General features: G+C 70.4%; 12 protein-coding genes and 1 pseudogene. 6 read left to right on the top strand and 7 right to left on the bottom strand.

What is annotated here, in order from left to right; all coding sequences use genetic code 11:
- Positions 1–102 precede the first annotated feature (102 nt).
- Positions 103–380 (top strand): annotated as a pseudogene (locus ACZ4RZ_RS33905) (winged helix-turn-helix domain-containing protein); the annotation flags it as partial.
- Between the two features lie 320 nt (positions 381–700).
- Here ACZ4RZ_RS33905 and ACZ4RZ_RS33900 read toward each other — a convergent pair.
- Positions 701–1195, bottom strand: a complete 495-nt coding sequence (locus tag ACZ4RZ_RS33900) for a GNAT family N-acetyltransferase (RefSeq protein WP_467750537.1) — start codon at positions 1193–1195, stop codon at positions 701–703.
- A 15-nt stretch (positions 1196–1210) separates the two neighbouring features.
- Entirely contained in the window at positions 1211–2152 is a 942-nt protein-coding gene (locus ACZ4RZ_RS33895; RefSeq protein WP_467750535.1) for an aminoglycoside phosphotransferase family protein, read from the bottom strand.
- Between ACZ4RZ_RS33895 and ACZ4RZ_RS33890 the strand changes: the two genes are divergently transcribed.
- The 3 genes from ACZ4RZ_RS33890 to ACZ4RZ_RS33880 all read left to right on the top strand — a co-directional run bounded on the left by ACZ4RZ_RS33890 (position 2151) and on the right by ACZ4RZ_RS33880 (position 6970).
- A complete protein-coding gene (locus ACZ4RZ_RS33890; RefSeq protein ID WP_467750533.1) occupies positions 2151–2804 on the top strand; it encodes a rhomboid-like protein in 654 nt (217 codons plus the stop codon). The two genes, ACZ4RZ_RS33895 and ACZ4RZ_RS33890, sit on opposite strands and share 2 nt — an antisense overlap.
- A gap of 10 nt (positions 2805–2814) precedes the next feature.
- Entirely contained in the window at positions 2815–4221 is a 1407-nt protein-coding gene (locus ACZ4RZ_RS33885; RefSeq protein WP_467750531.1) for an NAD(P)/FAD-dependent oxidoreductase, read from the top strand.
- Between the two features lie 115 nt (positions 4222–4336).
- Positions 4337–6970, top strand: a complete 2634-nt coding sequence (locus ACZ4RZ_RS33880) for a beta propeller repeat protein (RefSeq protein ID WP_467750529.1) — start codon at positions 4337–4339, stop codon at positions 6968–6970.
- 70 nt (positions 6971–7040) lie between these two features.
- Here ACZ4RZ_RS33880 and ACZ4RZ_RS33875 read toward each other — a convergent pair whose 3' ends face one another.
- The 3 genes from ACZ4RZ_RS33875 to ACZ4RZ_RS33865 are packed head-to-tail and all read right to left on the bottom strand — an operon-like array spanning position 7041 to position 10854.
- Entirely contained in the window at positions 7041–8540 is a 1500-nt protein-coding gene (locus ACZ4RZ_RS33875; protein WP_467750527.1) for an MFS transporter, read from the bottom strand.
- 56 nt (positions 8541–8596) lie between these two features.
- Positions 8597–9577: a zinc-binding dehydrogenase gene (locus tag ACZ4RZ_RS33870; RefSeq protein ID WP_467750525.1), complete on the bottom strand. Its 981-nt coding sequence runs from the start codon at positions 9575–9577 to the stop codon at positions 8597–8599.
- A gap of 41 nt (positions 9578–9618) precedes the next feature.
- A complete protein-coding gene (locus ACZ4RZ_RS33865) occupies positions 9619–10854 on the bottom strand; it encodes an FAD-dependent oxidoreductase (RefSeq protein WP_467750523.1) in 1236 nt (411 codons plus the stop codon).
- A gap of 56 nt (positions 10855–10910) precedes the next feature.
- On the opposite strand from ACZ4RZ_RS33865, the gene ACZ4RZ_RS33860 reads away from it, so the two are divergent.
- Entirely contained in the window at positions 10911–11630 is a 720-nt protein-coding gene (locus tag ACZ4RZ_RS33860) for a pentapeptide repeat-containing protein (RefSeq protein ID WP_467750521.1), read from the top strand.
- A 320-nt stretch (positions 11631–11950) separates the two neighbouring features.
- On the opposite strand, the gene ACZ4RZ_RS33855 is transcribed toward ACZ4RZ_RS33860, so the two are convergent.
- Positions 11951–12451: a hypothetical protein gene (locus ACZ4RZ_RS33855; RefSeq protein ID WP_467750519.1), complete on the bottom strand. Its 501-nt coding sequence runs from the start codon at positions 12449–12451 to the stop codon at positions 11951–11953.
- A gap of 88 nt (positions 12452–12539) precedes the next feature.
- Between ACZ4RZ_RS33855 and ACZ4RZ_RS33850 the strand changes: the two genes are divergently transcribed.
- Positions 12540–13955, top strand: a complete 1416-nt coding sequence (locus ACZ4RZ_RS33850; RefSeq protein WP_467750517.1) for a M1 family metallopeptidase — start codon at positions 12540–12542, stop codon at positions 13953–13955.
- 36 nt (positions 13956–13991) lie between these two features.
- On the opposite strand, the gene ACZ4RZ_RS33845 is transcribed toward ACZ4RZ_RS33850, so the two are convergent.
- A complete protein-coding gene (locus ACZ4RZ_RS33845) occupies positions 13992–15551 on the bottom strand; it encodes a M4 family metallopeptidase (RefSeq protein WP_467750755.1) in 1560 nt (519 codons plus the stop codon).
- Positions 15552–15564: the final 13 nt, after the last annotated feature.

The raw sequence follows: 15564 nt of genomic DNA, 5'->3' as shown, positions 1-15564 counted from the left end.
GCTGCCAAGCAAGCGTGTCCAGGCAGGCATCGGCCTCCGATGGTTGCGGTCGGCCCAGATCTCCATGTATGGGACGGGGGATTTCGCCTCCGCGATGGTCCCCGGCTGCTGAAGCGTCATGGCTGGTCGTGGCAGCAGCCGGCCCGTAGGGCGATCGAGCGGGACGATGAGGCGGTCGAGTTGTGGAAGAAGGAGGTGCGGCCGCGGGTAAAAGCACCGCGGCGGTCCGCGGGGCCTGGATCGTCTGCGAGGACGAGGCCAGTCGGTCGCTGAGGCCGCCACGGGCAAAAGCCTGGGGCCGGGTCGGCCAGACGCCAGTGGTCCGGGTACGAGGCCGGGGCTCCGGACGCGTCTCCATCGCCGGGATGACCTGCTTCAAGAACACCGCAACCGCAGCCGACCCTCAAAAGCCGTCGATGGCGGCTGACTAGCCCATCAGTCCTCAATGACCACCCAGCCGAGAATTCGGGACGAAGAGGTCCTGACGGCAGACTCTGACGGCAACGTCAGCAGATTGGAGCGGTCGTCAGCGGCTCCCCGGGCACGCACCGGGCCATGCCATGGGCTTGGCACCCAGGCAGGCCGATCAGTTGGTCGAACTTGTAAAGCGAAGGTCGTCGGTTCGAATCCGACAGGGGGCTCCAACAGCTCAAGAGGACCGGGGCTCCAGCAGCTCGAAAGCGCGCGGGGCTCCAGCTGCTCACGAACCCGGACGGCGCCCGTCATCGCCCAGCGCCCGCAGCGCCCCGTCCGTCAGCCGGTACACCGTCCACTCGTCCTGCGGACGGGCGCCCAGCGACTCGTAGAAGTCGATCGACGGGCGGTTCCAGTTCAGGACGGACCACTCCAGGCGCTGGTATCCGTGCTCCACGCAGATCCGCGCCAGCTCCGTCAGCAGCGCCTTGCCGTGGCCGGCTCCGCGGGCCCCGGGGCGTACGTACAGGTCTTCCAGGTAGATGCCGTGGACACCGCGCCATGTCGAGAAGTTCAGGAACCACAGGGCGAAGCCGACCGGCTCGCCCGTCGTGTCGTCCACCGCTATGTGCGCGTACGCCGCCGGGCGCTCGCCGAAGAGCGCCTCGCGCAGCTGCTCCGGTGTCGCCCTCGCCTCCTCCAGGACCTTCTCGTACTCGGCCAGTTCACGGACCAGGGCGTGGATGACGGGGATGTCGGCGGGGGTCGCGGTGCGAATCATGGGGCGAGGCTAGCTTCAGGGCGAATTCCGTGTCCGGCCGCGGTCGTCGCGGAGTCGGCGGGCGATCTCCAGCTGCTGCGCCCCCAGGGGGCGGCCGTCCTCGATCTCCCAGAGGGAGTTCTGCAGGACGCGGGCGAGAGTCCAGGCCCGGGCCCGTTGCCGGTCCAGTCCCATCACGTCCGTCATCGCGTCGAAGCGCCAGCGGATCTCGTCCGCGTCGAAGCGGTTGTCGAGGGCGGGGCACAGGTCGAAGCCGGGGTCGCCGGCCAGTGGCTTCGGGTCGATGGCGAGCCACGGGGCGCGGTCGGAGGCGAGGACGTTCTCGTAGTGGAGGTCCCAGTGCAGCAGCCGGTCGCCGGATTCGGCGACGACCTCGCGTACGGCGGCCGCGCAGTCGGTGAGGAGGCGGCGCGCGACCGGGTCCGGAACCCGCTCCAGCGCCCACGGCAGCTGCTCCAGCATCGCCCGCGCGATGTCGCCGAGCCGCCGCATGCCCGCCGGTGCCGGTACGGAGGTGAGGTGGGCCAGCAGACGGGCGATGACCAGGACGGCCTCGCGCGTGTCGGGCTCGTGCGACAGCATGCGGGCCGGGTCGAGGCGTTCCAGGAGCATGGTGCCGGTGGCCGCGTCGTGTTCGAGGAGCCGTACCGCTCCGTCGCCGTCCCAGACGCGCAGGGCGACCGGCTCGCCCTCGCTCTCCTCGTCGAGGAGCTGGAGCTTGAGGACGGCCGGAGTGCCGTCGGGGCGGCGCACGGGAAGGACCAGGGCCGTCACACCGTGCATGGAGGGGCCGTCGGGGCGCAGCTCCCAGCGGTCGAGGAAGTCCGCTGCCCGCTGCGGGAGCGCGGTGATGAACGCGCGACCGGCCTCTCCGTTGAATGTGAGCTGAGAGGCGGCCAACTCATCCGGAATGTCGATCACATATGGGACCCTAGCGGCGTGGGTGAATCGGCTCATGCGAATTGACGGGGGCCTCCACAGGGTGTGGAGGTACGTGTGCAGCGCCCCCGGTACCTACGTCTGGCTGGCGATCCTCTTCGTCACCACGGTGGCCGTGCACCAGATGTCGCCGGAGTTCGAGGAGCAGTTCCTGCGGCAGCGCTCGACCAACATCCACGGACTGTGGAACAACCCGGTGCGGGTGCTGATCGCCAGCGCCATGTGGATCGACGGCGGGCACTGGGTGCCGTACGCCGTCCTGTACATCGTCTTCCACGCCCCGGCGGAGCGCTGGCTGGGCACCGCGCGCTGGCTGCTGGTGTGCGTGGCCGCGCACGTACTGGCCTCGCTCATCAGTGAGGGGGCGCTGTTGCTGGCCATCCGGCACGGGGTGGTGCCGCACTCGGCGGTCAACACGCTGGACATCGGGGTGAGTTACGCGCTGGCGGGGGTGATCGCGGTGCTCACGTACCGGATCGCCTCGCCTTGGCGGTATCCCTGTCTGGTGGTCGTCCTCGTCGTCTACGGGGTGCCGCTCGCGACCGGTCGCACCTTCACCGATCTCGGACATTTCATCTCGGTGCTGATCGGTCTGGCCTGCTATCCGCTGGTCAGGGGCCGCGGAAAAGCACGGAATCCGAAGGAGACAGTGGCCGCTCTCAGGGGTTAACGTCCCGGCCATGAGCAGCTCGGCAAGCAATGTCGTGAACGGCGGCATCTCCTTCTGGTACGCGGACGACGGCCTCCCCGAGACGCGGGAGCCGCTGCCCGGCGACACGTCCGCCGACGTCGTCGTCGTGGGCGGCGGCTACACGGGACTGTGGACCGCGTACTACCTGAAGAAGGCGGCCCCGTTCCTCCGCATCACCGTCCTGGAGCAGAAGTTCTGCGGTTACGGCGCCTCGGGGCGCAACGGCGGCTGGCTCTACAACGGCATCGCGGGCCGCGACCGGTACGCGACGCTGCACGGCCACGAGGCGGCCGCGCGCCTTCAGCAGGCGATGAACGAGACGGTGGACGAGGTCGTCAGGGCCGCCGCCGAGGAGGGCATCGACGCCGACATCCATCAGGGCGGTGTCCTCGAAGTTGCGTACACACCGGCCCAGTTGGCCCGGCTCAAGGCCTTCCACGCGCACGAGCTGTCGTTCGGCGAGAAGGACCGCGAGCTGTACGGCGCCCGGGAGACCGCCGAGCGGATCCGGGTCGCGGACGCGGTGGGCTCGACCTGGACGCCGCACGGCGCGCGGCTGCACCCGGTGAAGCTGGTCAAGGGGCTCGCGGCGGCCGTCGAGGCGCTCGGCGTCACCATCCACGAGCAGACGCCGGTCACGGAGATCCGCCCGAAGCACGCGGTCACGCCGTACGGCACGGTTCGCGCGCCGTACGTGCTGCGCTGCACGGAAGGTTTCACGGCCTCCCTGAAGGGCCAGAAGCGCACCTGGCTGCCCATGAACTCGTCGATGATCGCGACGGAGCCCCTGTCGGCGGAGCAGTGGGAGTCGATCGGCTGGGAGGGCCGTGAAACGCTCGGCGACATGGCGCACGCGTACATGTACGCACAGCGCACCGCCGACGACCGGATCGCGCTCGGCGGCCGCGGCGTCCCGTACCGCTTCGGTTCGCGCACCGACAACGACGGCCGTACGCAGCAGGCGACCATCGAGGCGCTGCACGAGATTCTCGTCCGCTTCTTCCCGTCCCTGGCGGGCGTACGGGTGGCGCACGCCTGGTCGGGCGTCCTCGGCGTCCCGCGCGACTGGTGCGCCACGGTGACCCTGGACCGCGCGACGGGCCTCGGCTGGGCGGGCGGTTACGTCGGCTCGGGCGTCGCCACCACCAACCTCGCCGCGCGCACGCTGCGGGACCTCGTCCAGCAGGACTCCGGGCAGGCGGGCGCGACCGACCTGACCGGGCTTCCGTGGGTCAACCACAAGGTCCGCAAGTGGGAGCCGGAGCCCTTCCGCTGGATCGGCGTCCACGGCATGTACGCCACCTACCGCACGGCCGACCGCCGCGAACTGACCACGCACAGCGCCCAGTCGTCGCGCCTGGCTCAAGTGGCGGACCGGGTGGCCGGGCGGCACTGAGGAAACTTTGCTCTCTGATTGCCGTCCCACAGCTCTCTCATAACTCCCTTCCCCCTAAAGCTGTTTGGCAGCTTGTGTCATGTACGCCACGGCTTCCTCAGGGGAGGGCACTTTCATGGCAGCCAACGGCTTCCGAAGAAGGAGACGGGTGTGGGCGGTCTTCGCCGCGACCGCCGCTCTGGGTCTGACGGTTACGCAGGCCCAGGCGGCGTCGGGCGGTGATACCGACCCCTTCGGTGTGCGAGCGCTACAGCGACAGGCCCTTCTGAACCAGCAGAAGGGCCTGTCGGCGTTCGCGGAGGACCCGGGGGACGAGGACGAGGACGAGTCGGGCAACATCGCCGAGCAGGCCGACCAGTACGCGGAGGCGCGGACCTCGCCGGGGATCGTGGCGCCGGGCGCATACGGAGCGGCGTTCGACGAGCTCTCCGATCTGCCGCACACGGGCGGCAGTTGGAGCGATGTGACCCGGCTGCCGTACGACGCCGACGACTCGCGCTACCGCGACATCAACTCCAACTCCAGTGGCGGCGCGGGCAAGGTCACCGGACGGGTGACCGGGCTCGCGGCCGACAGCCACGGGTATGTGTACGCGGGTGCCGCCAACGGCGGTGTCTTCCGGTCGAGCCGTGGGGGCGGCCACTGGAAGAACATCTCCGACCGGCTGCCCGCCCTGTCCACCGGCGATCTGCAGCTCGATCCGCGCGGCCGTCTCTGGTACGCGACCGGCGAGGCCAACACCAGCGCGACCTCCTTCCTCGGGACCGGCGTCTACGTCCTCGACGATCCGCGCAAGGGCAGCTTCGGCCCGCGTGACCGGGTCGGCGGGGACGAACTGGAGTCCACGTCCATCAACGCGCTGCGGTTCGGCGGCGACAAGGTGTGGGCCGCCACCACGCGCGGGGTGTGGAGCCACTCCACCAAGTCCCTGAAGGGCGCCTGGAAGCTGGAGTTCGCGCCCAACCCGGACTATCTGCCGGGTGGCACGAAGGCGTCCGACCCGTCGGCCGCGTACAAGAACATCACCAGCGACATCGCCATCGACCCGAAGAATCCGAGCAAGGTCGTGCTGGCCGTCGGCTGGCGCGGCGGCGACACGTACAACGGCTTCTACGCGAAGGGGAGCCGGGGCTGGGAGCGGCTGACCGGCCTGGGGGATCTGCCGACCAACAGCGAGGACGTCGGCAATGTGACCTTCGCGCGCAGCGCGGACGGGTCGCGGTACTACGCCATCGACCAGTCGCCCGAGATGACCGCCGAGAACCCGGACAGCGGACTGGAGGGCGTCTTCGTCTCCAAGTCCGGTTCACCGACCGGGCCCTGGACGAGGATCGCCGGATACGAGCAGCTGCGGGACTCGGGCTCCGCGCTCACCGGTGACGGATACCAGCCCGGGATCCAGGCCTGGTACGACCAGTTCCTCCAGGTCGACCCCAAGGACCCCGACCATGTGTACGCGGGCCTGGAGGAGGTCTTCGAGACCAAGGACGGCGGGGCGAGCTGGAGCGTGCCCGGGCCGTACTGGAACTTCGGCTTCGCCTGCTGGTCCATCGACCCGGCGAAACAGAGCGGTGACTGCCCGGCGACCACCCATCCCGACCAGCACTCGGTCGCGATCGGCAGCGATGGGGGTGCACCCTACGTGGTCGTGGGCGACGACGGTGGTGTCTACAAGCGACCCGTCAAGGGAAGCGCCGACGCCTCGGGCCACGCCACCGACTGGAAGTCCCTGAACGACGGCACGATGGACACGCTGCAGTACTACTCGGTGGGCGTGGGGACCGACTCCCGCGGCCTCGCCGTCACCGGCGGCCTGCAGGACAACGGGCAGTCGATCCTGCGGCCCGGCGACCGTGTGATGGGCTCCAACTTCGGCGGTGACGGCGGCGACACGATCGCCGACCCGGACAACGGGTGCAACATCGCCGCGGAGTACGTCTACCTGGCGGTCTCGGTCACCAACAACTGCGCGGTGAACGACGGGAGCTGGGTCGCCGACCCGTCGAAGGCGACCTCGTACTCCGTGGCCCCGCCCGACAACGCCACCGGTGAGGCCCGCTTCATCGCCCCGCTGAACGCGGACATCAAGGACAAGAACACCTGGGTCGCGGGTGGTCGCCACGTCTGGATCAATACCCACGGGTACGCGATCCGCAGCGGCGGAGAGTGGTTCGGCGCGTACGACCTCGGTGAGGGCCACACGGCCACCGCCGTCGCCTCCTCCGGGGGCAAGGTGTACGCCGCCTGGTGCGGCCCCTGCAACAACGCGGGCTTCACCCGGGGCATCGCGGTGGGCAACGCCGACGGCACGGGCTGGCACCAGCTGACCCTCCCGGTCGACGGCACGGTCCCCAACCGCTACCTTTCCGGCCTCGCCATCGATCCGGCCGACTCCGGCCACGTGCTGCTCGCCGTCAACGGCTTCTCGCGCAAGTGGACCGAGGGTCCGGGCGCAGGCGTCGGGCATCTGTTCGAGACAAGGGACGGCGGGGTGACCTGGAAGGACGTCTCCGGGAACCTGCCCGACGTGCCCGCCAACTCGGTGGCCCTGCTGAAGGGCGGCGTCGTCGCGGTCGGTACGGACCTCGGCGTGCTGGTGCGGACCTCCCGCTCCTCCGGCTGGAAGGTCGCCGGGGACAACCTGCCCACGACGGCCGTGCTCCAGCTGCGGACCGGACCCGACGGGCGGCTGTACGCGGCCACGCACGGGCGCGGTATCTGGGCGATCGACGTACGGCGACTGCGCTGATCCCCTGACGCGTAGGACAGCGGGGCGGGGCCGGACCGGGCCTCGCCCCGCTGCCGTACGCGAGCCCGGTTCAGGCCACCGACTCGGGCACGGGCGCGCCCGCGGGCGCGCGCTTCGGGGGCTTCGCCGTGACCATCAGGCCCGCGACCAGGGCGGCCAGGAGCATGATGCCGACGGCCCACCAGATGGCGACGGTGTAGCCGTGCACGATGCCCTCCTTGGTGACCAGGGCCTGCTGGGCGGGGTCGTGGAGGTGGGCGGCGATGTACGCCGCGCCGCTGGTGGTGGCGATGGTGTTCAGCAGAGCCGTACCGATCGAACCGCCCACCTGCTGGGAGGTGTTGACCGTCGCCGAGGTCACGCCCGAGTCCTGCGGGGCGACCCCGGCGGTCGCGGTGGCGAAGACCGGCATGAATGTCAGGCCCATGCCGAGGCCCATCAGGATCAGTCCGGGCAGCAGCCGACCCGTGTAGTCGGAGTCGACCCTCAGCTGGGTGAAGATCAGCATGCTGCCGGCCGCGAGGATCATGCCGGGGACCATCAGCATGCGCGGCGCCACGTGCTGCAGCAGCCGGGCCGAGATCTGCGTGGAACCGACGATGATCGCGGCCGTCAGCGGCAGGAAGGCCAAACCGGTCTTCACCGGCGAGTAGCCGAGGACGACCTGCAGGTAGTAGGTCAGGAACAGGAACATGCCGAACAGACCGATGACGGCGAGGGCCATCGTCAGGAAGCAGCCGGCGCGGTTGCGGTCCTTGACGATGTGCAGGGGGAGCAGCGGGCTCGGGGCCTTCCTCTGCCAGAGGACGAAGGCGGTCAGCAGGACGGCGCCGACCGCGAACAGGAGCAGCACCAGCGGGTCCGTCCAGCCGCGCGGCTCCGCCTCGCTGAAGCCGTAGACGAGCGCGACCAGGCCGCCGCAGCCCAGCACCACACCGGGTATGTCGAGCCGGGCGCCCTTGTTGCCCGGGCGGTCGCGCAGCAGCGCGAACGCGCCGAAGACCGCGATGATCGCGATGGGGATGTTGACGTACAGACACCAGCGCCAGTTCAGGTACTCCGTCAGCAGCCCGCCCGCGATGAGGCCGATCGCGGAACCGCTGCCCGCGAGGGCGCCGTAGACGCCGAAGGCCTTCCCGCGCTCCTTCGGGTCGGTGAAGGTGGTGGTCAGCAGCGACAGCGCGGAGGGGGCCAGTACGGCGGCGAAGGCGCCCTGCAGCGCGCGGGCGCCGAAGAGCATGCCGGGGCTGGTGGCCGCCCCGCCGATCGCGGAGGCGACGGCGAACCCGATGAGCCCGAAGACGAAGGTGCGCTTGCGGCCGACGAGGTCGGCGATCCGCCCGCCGAGCAGTAGAAGACCACCGAAGGCCAGCGTGTACGCCGTGATGACCCACTGCCGGTTGCCGTCGGAGATGCCCAGGTCATGCTGGGCGGAGGGGAGCGCGATGTTCACGATCGTCGCGTCCAGGACGACCATCAGCTGGGCGAGTGCGATGATCACCAGGCCCCACCAGCGGTGGGGATCGGCGCCTGCGGGAGCCTTGGATTCACCTGTTCGGGTGACGCTCACTCGGCCAGAAGACCATGAAACGGGATGTATCGCATCTCTTGTCGTATGGCCGTCGCTCACGGCTCCAGCACCACCTTTCCGATCGTGCCCCGGGTTTCCAGCGCCCGGTGGGCGGCGGCCGCCTCGGCGAGCGGGAAGCGCGTCACGGCGGGGCTGAGGCGACCGGCGGCCGCCTCGGCGAGGGCGCGCAGTTCCAGGGTTCGTACGGGGTTGGGGCCGCCCGCCTTCCGCAGCATCACCGGGCCGAGCACCTGTTCCGTCACGCCCTCGACGACCAGCGGCTCCCCGCCCTGGATGCCCTCGCCGGACCAGCCGAAGACGATGTGCTTGCCGCCGGGCCCGAGGAGGCCGACGGCGGCGCGGGCGACCTCGCCGCCGACGCCGTCGAAGACGACCGTCGCCGTGCGCGGGTCCAGCCGGGCGCGGACCTGCTCCGGCCAGGTGGGGTCCTTGTAGTCGACGGCAAGGTCGGCGCCGTTCTCGCGCACCCGGGCCACCTTCTCCGGGCCGCCCGCCAGGCCGATCACGGTGGCGCCCGCGTGCTTCGCGTACTGCACGAGGAGGGTGCCGATGCCGCCCGCGGCGGCGGGGACGACGGCCACCGAATCGGGGCCGAGCTCGGCGAACTGCAGGATCCCCATGGCCGTACGACCTGTTCCGATCATGGCGACGGCCTGGGCGAAGTCCAGGTTCGCGGGGATCTCGTGGAGGCGGTCGACGTCGGTCACGGCCAGCTCGGCGTAGCCCCCGGGTGCGAAGCCGAGGTGGGCGACGACGCGCTTGCCGAGCCAGAGACCGGCGACGCCCTCCCCGAGGGACTCGACGGTTCCCGCGACCTCGCGGCCGGGGATCGTCGGCAGTGGCGTGGGCTCGGGGGCCGGGCCCCGCATGCCCTCGCGCAGGGCCGCGTCCAGGAGGTGGACGCCCGCCGCGGCCACGGCGATACGGACCTGGCCGGGGCCCGGCTCGGGGTCCTCGGCCTTCTCGTGGGTGAGGTTCTCGGCCGGGCCGAAGGCGTGCAGGCGGATGGCGTGCATGGTGGGTTCCCCAATCGTTCTGAGAAACCCAGCGTTCAACCTCAAGCATGCTTGAGGTCAAGGCGTTCCCGGATCCTGAAGGCCAGCGCGACGGCTTCGAGGGCGCTGTTGAAGGAGACCTCCGAGAGGACCCCGGGGGCGGCGACCTGGTCTCCCGCCAGGTAGACGCCGTCGCCCCGGTCGATGGACGGCCGGTCCCGCCAGCTTGTGCCGGGCAGGTCGACCGCGCCGGTACGGCCGTTGGCGACGGCCTCCCGCCGCCAGATGACGCGCTCGCGCCAGCCCGCGAAGGCGAGGTCGAGCAGGTGCTCGGCACGGGCGATGCCGTCCCTCCCGGACTCGTGCGGGGCGATCGGTATCTGGCCCTGGATGAGCTGCTCCCCGGCCGGGGCGAGCGTGCGGTCCTGGGCCGTGAACCGTTCGATCCAGCCGGGCGAGTCCAGGTCGGAGACGGCGAACGCGTCACCGCGGCGGGTGCGTACGGCCAGATCGACGAGGGCGGTCCGCCCGCTGGTCCAGGTCAGCGAGTCGTCCTTGAGGAGGCGGCGGGCGGAGGCGAGGGAGGTGGCGATGATGACGGGCCCCTGATCCACGGGCACGGTGTCCACACGGGCCAGGGTCTCCATGCGCACGCCGAGATTCCATGCCCGGGCGGCCATCCGGTCGATGACGCTCGCCCAGCCGCCCCTCGGGTAGTGCGCCTCCGGGGGCAGCTTGGTGGCCCGGCGCAGCCGTTCCTGGACGAATGCGGCGGAGAGCGCACCGGGGTCGTGGTGGAAGAGGGCGACGGCGGAGTAGTGCGCGGCGGCCCGAGCGCCTTCCTCCCCGGCCTGTTTGGTCGCCCACGTCATGAAGTCGACGTCCACCGGCGCCTGTTGGGAGGAGCGGCGCAGCAGCTTGAGCATCGCGAAGGGCGGGGTGCGGCGCAGGGCGCCCTTGTGGTGCAGCCGCAGCCGGGCGGCTTCCAAGGGCGGGATCGGGGCGAGCGGCCCGATCAGGTCCCGCTGCTTGAGCCAGGTCCAGTGCGGGCCGCCGCGGTAGAGGGCGTGGGGGCCTTCGTTCGTCCGGTACGGGCCCTCGGCGGTGCGGGCCCGGCCACCGAGCGTGTGGTGCGCCTCGTACACGGTGACCTCGGCACCGGCCTCGGCGGCGGTGATGGCTGCGGTGAGTCCGGCGAAGCCGCCGCCGATGACGGTGATGTGCTGCATGGTGGGCCTCTCCCTGCTGTGCGGGCGTCTTGCTGAATACGACTGGTCGAGGGCCCCGGAATGTGACATGGGCGGCGTCTTCGCAGGTCGGGGGGATTGTCAGTGGCGGCGTGCAGTATGGGGGCATGGCGAGGAGAGCGGCGGGTGGGAGCGGCGGTTCGGGAGCGAAGGCGTCCGGGACCGGGGTGAAGGCGGCACGGCGGCCTGAGGTGCGGCTGCCGGCGCTGGAGCCGTACGGCGGCGGGGAGTTGGAGCCGGACGGGGACTACGACGGGCTGGAGTTCCGGGAGCTGGACTTCGTCGGGCAGGACGGCTGGGGCGCCCGCTTCATGGACTGCGCGCTGACGGACTGCGCGCTGGACGAGACGTCGCTGCATCACGCGCGCGTGCTGGACTCGGTGCTGACGGGGATACGGGGCGTGGGCACCGATCTCGCCGAGTCGACCCTGCGCGACGTGGAACTGATCGACGCCCGCCTCGGCGGAGTGCAACTGCACGGATCCGTGCTCGAGCGCGTCCTGATCCGCGGCGGCAAGATCGACTACCTGAACCTGCGCAAGGCCCACCTCAAGGACGTCGTCTTCGAGGGATGCGTCCTGGTCGAGCCGGACTTCGGGGGCGCCCGGCTGGAGCGCGTCGAGTTCGTGGACTGCGTCCTCAAGGGCGCGGACCTCACCTCGGCGACCCTCACGGACGTGGACCTGCGCGCGGCGGCGGTGCTGGACATCGCGCGGGGGGTGGGCCGGCTGGCGGGGGCGGTGATCAGTCCGGTCCAGCTGATGGATCTGGCGCCGGTGCTGGCGGCGGAGATGGGGGTGCGGGTGGTGGGGGTCGACCAGGACTGACCGGCCAGGGTGATCGACCGCGCTGATCGTCAGGGGTGATCGACCGCGCTGGTCGGTCCGGGGCGATCGGCGCGGCAGCAGCTCGCGGATGGATCGGTCCGGATTGAAGAAGCCGGGGTCGGTGTGCTGGTCGTAGCGTGTTCCTCGTGGTGTGCGGTCCGTGCGGCGGCCGTGCCCCGTAGGGGAGTCAGCGAGGCCGATTTCCGGCGGCCGGCCGACGGGTCTTCGCGGAGGTCGCGGCCAACTTCCTGTAGCCCGGGTGTTTTCTTGCGGGCCGGACCGGACCGGACCGAGACGACGCGTCGGCGTGCGGGGTGGGGTCAGCCAACCCGCGGGAAGCGGGCCTGGAGGGTCCAGATCGCCGGGTTCTCGGCGAGGTCGTCGTGCAGGTCGGTGAGGTCGGCGATCAGGTCGTGCAGGAAGTCGCGGGCCTCGCGGCGGAGTTCGGAGTGGGAGAAGGTCAGCGGTTCCTCGTCGCCCGGCATCCAGTCGGCCTCGATGTCCACCCATCCGAAGCGGCGCTCGAAGAGCATGCGGTCGGTCGACTCGGTGAAGTCCAGCTCCGCGTGCTGCGGCCGGGAGGCCCGGCTGCCGCGCGGGTCCTGGTCGAGCTGCTCCACGATGTCGCACAGCGCCCACGCGAAGTCGAGCACCGGCACCCATCCCCAGGCTGTGGACAGCTCCCGGTCCGCCTTGGTGTCGGCGAGGTAGACGTCTCCGCAGAACAGGTCGTGCCGCAGTGCGTGGACGTCCGCGCGGCGGTAGTCGGTCTGCGGGGGGTCGGGGAAGCGGTTGGAGAGGGCGTAGCCGATGTCGAGCACGTAAGTGATGGTGTCACGGCCGACTGGGCGGCTCCGCCGGCCACGGAGCGACGGTGCCAGGGCGCCGGAGGGCGGCGTCCCTCATAGGATGACAAGTGTGCCCCGATCTCCCGTCGCCGCCCCCTTTGCCCTGGCGCTCGTCGTCGCCCTGACCGGGTGCAGTGGAGGCGGAGTGCACGGGAAGCCCGGCGCGTCCGGTGTCCGCGACCCGTACTTCCCGAAGATGGGCAACGGTGGCTATGACGTCAGCCACTACGGACTGACGCTCTCCTACGACCCCAAGGCGCGGCATCTCGTCGGCACGGCGGAGATCACGGCCAGGGCCACCCAGAACCTCAGCGCGTTCAACCTCGACCTCAAGGGGCTGGACGTCGACGGCGTCACCGTCGAGGGCAAGGTCGCCCGCTGGAATCGCGCCGGACAGGAGCTGACCGTGCGCCCGCACGACGACCTCGACAAGGGGGAGACGTTCCGTGCGACGGTCCGCTACTCGGGCGACCCCGAGACGATCACCGACGCGGACGGCTCGCGGGAGGGCTGGCTGCACACGGCCGAGGGCTCCCTCGCCCTCGGGGAGCCCGCCGGCTCGATGGCGTGGTTCCCCGGCAACCACCATCCCTCCGACAAGGCGTCGTACGACATCAAGATCACGGTCCCGGAGGTCCTGCAGGCCGTCTCCAATGGTGAGTTGAAGAGCAAAACGACCAAGAACGGCCGTACGACCTTCGCCTGGCACGCCGCCGAGCCGATGGCGAGCTATCTCGCCACGGTCGCGATCGGCACGTTCAGGATCACGCGCTCGACGACGAAGAACGGCCTGCCCGTGTACGTCGCCGTCGATCCGACACAGGTCGAGGCGAGCAAGAAGGTGCTCGCGCGCATCCCCGACATCATGGAGTGGGCGGAGTACAACTTCGGTCCGTATCCCTTCTCCTCGACGGGCGCCATCGTCGACCGCCCGGAAGACGCGGACTACGCCCTGGAGACCCAGACCCGCCCCGTCTTCCCGGGCGCCCCCGGGACCGAGCTCCTCGTCCACGAACTGGCCCACCAGTGGTACGGCGATTCCGTCAGCCCCAAGACCACACGGGACTTGTGGCTCAACGAGGGCTTCGCCACCTACGCGGCGTGGCTGTGGCAGGAGGACCACGGCGGCGACACGGCCGACGAGATCTTCCACTCCCTCTACAAGGGCGACTACTACGAGGACGCGGAGGAAAGCGAGTCCGTCTGGGCCTTCCCGCCCGCCAAGCCCTCCGGCCCCGCGAGCGTCTTGGACAACCCCGTCTACGACCGCGGCGCGATGGTCCTCCACAAGATCCGCCAGACCGTCGGCGACGACACGTTCTACGACATCATCCAGGGCTGGGCAGCCGGCCACCGCCACGGCAACGCGGACACCGACGACTTCACCGCGTACGTCGAGAAGATGGCGCCGGACAAGGATTTCAGCGAGATCTGGAAGGACTGGCTGTACGGGGAGGGGAAGCCGGACCACCCCTGAGGAGGACGGGGTGGCCCGACTGGTCGTCTTCGGCAGCTAGTTCACGTTGACCGCGGTCCAGGCCGAGGCCACCGCCGCGTACTCCGCGCTGCTCGCGCCGTACAGGTCGCCGGCCGCCTTGAGGGTGCCGATTCGTGCGGCGGCGTAGTCCGTCGAGGACGTGAAGTACGTGGTCAGGGCCTTGTACCAGATCTGGTACGCCTTGGTGCGGCCGATGCCGGTGACCGTGGAGCCGTTGTAGGTCGGGGAGTTGTAGCTGACCCCGTTGATGGTCTTCGCTCCGCTGCCCTCGCTGAGCAGGTAGAAGAAGTGGTTGGCGACGCCCGAGGAGTAGTGCACGTCGAGGCGGCCGACCGTGCGGGACCAGTAGTCGGCGGAGCCACCGTCCTTGCTGGGCTTGTCCATGTAGCGCAGCGGGGTGCCGTCGCCGTTGATGTCGATCTTCTCGCCGATGAGGTAGTCGCCGACATCGGAGGTGTTCGCCGCGAAGAACTCGACCGAGGTGCCGAAGATGTCGGAGGTCGCCTCGTTGAGGCCGCCGGACTCGCGCGAGTACTTCAGCCCGGCGGTGGCAGCGGTCAGACCGTGGCTCATCTCGTGCCCGGCCACGTCGAGCGAGGTGAGCGGGTGGGTGTTGCCGGACCCATCGCCGTACGTCATGCAGAAGCAGCTGTCGGACCAGAAGGCGTTGACGTAGGCGTTGCCGTAGTGGACGCGGGAGTAGGCGGCCTTGCCGTCACCGGCGATGCCGTTGCGGTTGAACGCGGACTTGTAGAAGTCCCAGGTCACGGCGGCACCGTAGGCGGCGTCGACGGCCGCGGTCTGGCGGTTGGCCGGCGTGCCGTCGCCCCAGCTGTCGTCCGCGTCGTGGAAGAGGGTGCCGGTGCCGGACGTACCGCCGTTGAGGTCGTACGTCTTGTGGCCGCCGCGGCCGCCGTCGATCAGGTCGTAGCCGCCGGAGGAGGAGGCGGTGGTGCCGAGGGCGACGGTGCCGCTGTACTCGCTGGTGCCCGTGCCGGTGTCGATGGCCTCGTAGCCGTACACCTTCTTGCCGGTGGCGGCGTCGGTGATGACGTGCAGCTCGCTGGGCGTGCCGTCGTGCTGCAGACCCTTGACGACGGACTCGTACGCGAGGACCGGCGTGCTGCTCACGGCCCAGACGACCTTGCGCGTGGTAGCGGAGGTGCTCTTCTCCGAAGCGGCGGCGCTCAGGGCGGACTTCTTCGCGGTGGCCGCGGATATCTTGGCGTCGGTGGACGCCACGGATATACGGGCCTTGGTGGCCTTGCTGACGCTCTTGAGCGTTCCGCTCTCCGTGGTGTGCGTGACGAGGTCGCCGCCCAGGACGGGAAGTCCGGCGTACGTCCGTTCGTAACGGGTGTGGACGGTCCCGTTCGCGTCCTTCACCACGTCCCGGACGACGAGCTGCTCCTTCGCGCCGAGGCCGAGCTTCTCGGCGGTCGAACCGGCGTCCGCCTGGGCCGACTTGAGGGCTTCGGCGCGGGCGGATGTGCTGAGGGCGACGGGTGCCGCACCCTGCGTGGCCTGCTTCCCGGCCGCGGTGGCGGATCCGTTCTGCACGGCGAGCACGACCATCGCGGCCGACGCG

It is taken from the genome of Streptomyces sp. NPDC027189 (assembly GCF_055566975.1).
This window is presented reverse-complemented; position numbering and strand designations above follow the sequence as displayed.

Coding starts and splice junctions, on each gene's coding strand:
- ACZ4RZ_RS33900 (WP_467750537.1), bottom strand. CDS start 1,195: ATGATTCGCACCGCGACCCCCGCCGACATCCCCGTCATCCACGCCCTG.
- ACZ4RZ_RS33890 (WP_467750533.1), top strand. CDS start 2,151: ATGCGAATTGACGGGGGCCTCCACAGGGTGTGGAGGTACGTGTGCAGC.
- ACZ4RZ_RS33895 (WP_467750535.1), bottom strand. CDS start 2,152: ATGAGCCGATTCACCCACGCCGCTAGGGTCCCATATGTGATCGACATT.
- ACZ4RZ_RS33885 (WP_467750531.1), top strand. CDS start 2,815: ATGAGCAGCTCGGCAAGCAATGTCGTGAACGGCGGCATCTCCTTCTGG.
- ACZ4RZ_RS33880 (WP_467750529.1), top strand. CDS start 4,337: ATGGCAGCCAACGGCTTCCGAAGAAGGAGACGGGTGTGGGCGGTCTTC.
- ACZ4RZ_RS33870 (WP_467750525.1), bottom strand. CDS start 9,577: ATGCACGCCATCCGCCTGCACGCCTTCGGCCCGGCCGAGAACCTCACC.
- ACZ4RZ_RS33865 (WP_467750523.1), bottom strand. CDS start 10,854: ATGTCACATTCCGGGGCCCTCGACCAGTCGTATTCAGCAAGACGCCCG.
- ACZ4RZ_RS33860 (WP_467750521.1), top strand. CDS start 10,911: ATGGCGAGGAGAGCGGCGGGTGGGAGCGGCGGTTCGGGAGCGAAGGCG.
- ACZ4RZ_RS33850 (WP_467750517.1), top strand. CDS start 12,540: ATGACAAGTGTGCCCCGATCTCCCGTCGCCGCCCCCTTTGCCCTGGCG.
- ACZ4RZ_RS33845 (WP_467750755.1), bottom strand. CDS start 15,551: ATGGTCGTGCTCGCCGTGCAGAACGGATCCGCCACCGCGGCCGGGAAG.